The 4,107-nt window shown below is 63.8% G+C and carries 4 protein-coding genes; 3 read left to right on the forward strand and 1 reads right to left on the reverse strand.

The features are described from left to right. Positions 1-1,178, reverse strand: a 1,178-nt coding sequence (locus JXA24_07630) for a hypothetical protein (protein MBN1283622.1), incomplete at its 3' end; no start/stop codon positions are given. 301 nt (positions 1,179-1,479) lie between these two features. Between JXA24_07630 and JXA24_07635 the strand changes: the two genes are divergently transcribed. From JXA24_07635 to JXA24_07645, 3 genes are all read left to right on the forward strand, one after another. Then, complete coding sequence (locus JXA24_07635; GenBank protein MBN1283623.1) at positions 1,480-2,169, forward strand: HAD family hydrolase; 690 nt, start codon at positions 1,480-1,482, stop codon at positions 2,167-2,169. 2 nt (positions 2,170-2,171) lie between these two features. Continuing rightward, positions 2,172-3,194 carry a 23S rRNA (adenine(2503)-C(2))-methyltransferase RlmN gene (gene rlmN / locus JXA24_07640; GenBank protein ID MBN1283624.1) on the forward strand — a complete coding sequence of 341 codons (1,023 nt, stop codon included), beginning with the start codon at positions 2,172-2,174 and terminating at the stop codon, positions 3,192-3,194. A gap of 323 nt (positions 3,195-3,517) precedes the next feature. Continuing rightward, on the forward strand, positions 3,518-4,107 hold a 590-nt coding region (locus tag JXA24_07645; protein ID MBN1283625.1), incomplete at its 3' end, for an MTAP family purine nucleoside phosphorylase.

The following is a 4,107-nucleotide window of genomic DNA, read 5'->3' on the forward strand; positions in this document are numbered from 1 at the left end:
ATCGACGCGAAGAGGTCGCCCAGCTCCTTTGCGAGCTTCTTCCGGGCTGGGGCTTCCCGCCTCCCGTGGGCCAGCACGAGCTTTCGCGCGAGGATCTCCGCCCTCAGAAGCTGCATCGAGAAATGGGCGTCGGCCGCATGGGGTGCGGAGGCGGGGTCTATCTCTTTTTTCGCCTGGTCCAAAAGAGCCATCGCCCTCTGCATCAGATGGAGGCGGGGGGCCGATGCGTACATCCCGAGCCTGATCAGGGTGAAGCCCTTGAGGAACTGCGCCGTGTAGGAGTTCTCGCCCTGCGCCGGCGGCACGTGCTCTCTTTTGAGCCTTCTCATCAGTCCGGCCAGCCCGCCGTTCCTTTCATGAGGGTTCTTCTCGCTGTCCAGCCTCTCGAGCGCTTTCTTCAGTTGCAGGGTCGCCCTGGTGAACTGGTGAACGGCCTTCAGCTCCTTGGTGGCTTTCATGCGCGCGTAAGCGTCGACGGCGTCGTTCTTCGCCCGGGACTCGGGCTCGCCCCTGAGCGAGTTCATCACGCGATCGATCATGCAGAGGCCCTTCTCGAGCAGATCGCCCCTGCTTTCGAAGGTGGAGGAGGTGTGCTGCATGATCGCGTAGGCCTGAAGGGTCCTGGCCTTTGCCCTCTCGAGGGCGGTCGGGTCGATATTCTTTTCAGGGTCCGAAAGAAAGCGGTGGAGCCTGCGGAGCACTATGGGGGCCCTGTCTGCGAGCGAGAGCACACAGCTCTCGAAGAGCGCCTCCGCGAAGAGATCCCTGCCGCCTTCGATCTCGAGACGCATCGGATTCGAGCGTCCAGCGGCGGGATCGAACGGCGAATCGAGCGATTCGAGCGCCGCCTCGTAGTGCGCGCGCGCAGATTCGAGATCGCCGGAGGCCCTGGATTTGCGCGCCAGTTCGAAGCGCTTCTCGAGATCGACGAGCCTCGATCCGTTGCGGACGGGCGGCTCCGCGGCCGGCGCCGAGCGCCTGCTCTTGCGGAGGCGCTGGGCAGGGGCCCGTCCGGGGGCTGTCCCTGAGGCGAGGACTTCCCCTGCCCTCGTGAAGGTGTCGGGCTGGACCGTCAGCAGAGGCGACTCAACGCCGGTCTTCGGAGCGAAGAGGATGGGCACCGGTATCGTGCCCGCGGATATCATCACAGACGGGAATATGGGCGCCCTTATGCTCATCGCTCTTTCGGAGACAAAAAAACAGGCGCATCGCGCCTGTCTTTGATTGTCTCGTCCGGTTCAGTGAAGGACTGCGGCGATCGAGCGGCAGTGCCTTAAGGTCGTCCTCTGCGGCGGCCAGGAGGGTGGCTGTCCATCGATGCTCGTCAAAGTTGAAGTTCCCGACAGTCCCGACATTTGAAGCCCATATAGTCGATATCTGCGGGGGGTGTCAAGCGATCCCCCGCCGAGGGCGATCCCTCACCTGAAATATCAAGAAATTGCTGGAAATCCTTGAGGAAATAGGCGATCTATCTATGTCATGCGATACGATTCCATATTCTTCGACGTAGGCAATACGCTGTATTTCTACAACTACGACTTCCTCTGCGGCCTGCTCTCGGAGCGGTTCGACATAGAGGTGGACGGAGCCGAACTGGCCGCTGTCCACCGCAGGGCCCAGCTCTCCGTCGTGAGGGAGGGCCTCGAGGGGCGCACCCACGAGGAGCTCTGGGGGAGAACGTACCGCCGCTGGTTCGAGATGGCCGGCATAGACGGCGAAAAGGCGGGGGAGGCCATCGATGCGGTCCGCACCCATCCGTTCAGGCACCTCTTCTGGAGCCGCATGGAGGAGGGCACGCGCGAGATGCTCGACTGGTTCCGGGAGCGCGGATTCAGGCTCGGCGTGATATCCAACGCGGAGGGGCAGATACGCCGCCTGCTCGAGCACACCGGCATCAACTCCAGATTCGACGTGGTCGTCGACTCGAGCGAGGTGGGGGTGGCAAAGCCGGACGCGCGCATATTCCGCATGGCCGTGGAGGGCGTCCGATCTTCCCCCGAGCGCTGCGTACACGTGGGCGACATGGTTGAGATAGATGTGGCCGGCGCGAGGGGGGCCGGGATCACTCCGATTCTCGTCGACCGCGATGGGGCGACGAGCGAGCCCGGGCTGATCACCGTCGCGCGTGCGACCGACCTCCCGAAGCTTTCAATCTTCTCGGGGATCTGACCGTGCTCCCTGCGATAACCGACATACCGCTCCCGGCGCTTTCCGGCCTTGCGGAGGAGTTCGCGCTCCCGCCGTACGCGGCGGACCAGCTTGCGAACTGGCTCTACGCAAGGCTCGCCACCTCTTTCGAGGAGATGACCGATCTCTCAAAGGCGGCGCGGGAGACCCTGGCGGGGCGCTTCTCCATATCGGCGGTCCGCCTCTGCGGGAGGCTTTCCGCCTCCGACGGGACGCAGAAGCTTTTGCTCGCCGGCGCGGACGGCGAGCGGTTCGAGTGCGTGCTCATCCCCTCCGACGGGGCACGCACGACCGTCTGCCTCTCCACCCAGGCCGGCTGCGCCATGGGCTGCGCATTCTGCAGGACCGCCGAGATCGGATTGAGAAGGGACCTCACCCTCGGGGAGATCACCGGCCAGCTCGTCGAGCTCTCGAGGCTGGCCGGGACCCGCGTCACCAACGTCGTGCTCATGGGCATGGGCGAGCCGCTCGCCAACATGGAGACCGTGATCGAGGCGATCGGTATCTTCCGGGACAGCAGGGCCTTCGACATCTCGCGCCGCCGCATCACCCTCTCCACCTCCGGCCTCGTGGACAAGCTGCGCGAGTTCGTCGGCCGCTGCGACGTGAAGGTCGCGATCTCGCTCAACGCCACGACCGACGAGGTGCGCTCGCGAATCATGCCTGTGAACAGGCTCTCCCCCATCGCAAAGATCATGGAGTTCGCCAGGGAATACAGCCGCTCCTTTGGCGACCGCATCACCTTCGAGTACGTGATGATCGGCGGCGTCAACGACTCGCCCGACGACGCGGCCAGGCTCGTCTCACTCATCGAGGGCGTCCGCGCGAAGATAAACCTCATACCGTTCAACCCCTACGAGGGCTCGGAGTTCGCAGCCCCTTCCGACGCCGCGGTGGAGCGCTTCTGGAGACACCTCTACGACAGGGGGGTGCAGGTGAACGTGAGGGCCAGCAGGGGGGCCGAGATCATGGCCGCCTGCGGCCAGCTCGCCTCGAAAAATCCGTGACACGTGACCTTCATTTCCTCCGGGTCCCTGCCTGCCGGCAGGCAGGCTGTCATCGGGTCAGGGATGCCTGTCTCACTACGGCTCCTCGGCTCAAACGCCGCCTCCTCGCCTGCGTCTCTTCGCCGCGGTCATCATAGGGCTGCTGATTCGCGGCGAATTCACACGCCGCTCGACAGGCATCCCTGACCCGACGCCACCCGAAGCAAGTTTTATATTAGGTAAGTATTACTAATTATATAAGAAAACTAATATAGTTCTAATACACTTGCAAATATTGAGGGCTTGTGGTGTAAAGCGCACCCTGCAGTTGAACGGGAGGGGATATGGCGAACGCACCGATAGGCATAATCGGCGGCAGCGGGCTATACAGCATGGCCGGTCTGAAGATCAGGGAGGAGAAGAGGGTCTCCACCCCCTTCGGCGAGCCCTCCGACGCCCTCATGCTCGGCGCGCTCGACGGCATCGAGGTCGCCTTCCTCCCCAGGCACGGCCGCGGGCACCGGATCCTCCCGCACGAGATCAACTTCAGGGCCAACATATACGCCCTCAAGTCCCTGGGCGTTACGCAGATCGTCTCCGTGTCGGCGGTTGGCTCCATGCGCGAGGAGATAAGGCCGGGCGACATCCTCATGGCCGACCAGTTCATAGACCGCACCAAGTCCAGGGCGGAGACTTTCTTCGGCGGCGGGATCGTGGCCCACGTGGCATTCGCGGAACCGGTCTGCCCCGCGATGAGGCGCGAGGCGACCAAGGCGGCGAAGGGCCTGGGAATCAGGGTCCACGGCGAGGGGACATACCTCTGCATCGAGGGGCCGATGTTCAGCTCCCGTGCCGAGTCGCTCCTGTACCGCTCCTGGGGTGTGGACGTCATCGGCATGACCAACTATCAGGAGGCGAGGCTCGCCCGCGAGGC

Source organism: Pseudomonadota bacterium (genome assembly GCA_016927275.1).
Taxonomy (GTDB): domain Bacteria; phylum UBA10199; class UBA10199; order 2-02-FULL-44-16; family JAAZCA01; genus JAFGMW01.

Excerpts from the sequence above, each read along its gene's own strand:
- JXA24_07635 (MBN1283623.1), top strand. The coding sequence starts at position 1,480 with ATGCGATACGATTCCATATTCTTCGACGTAGGCAATACGCTGTATTTC.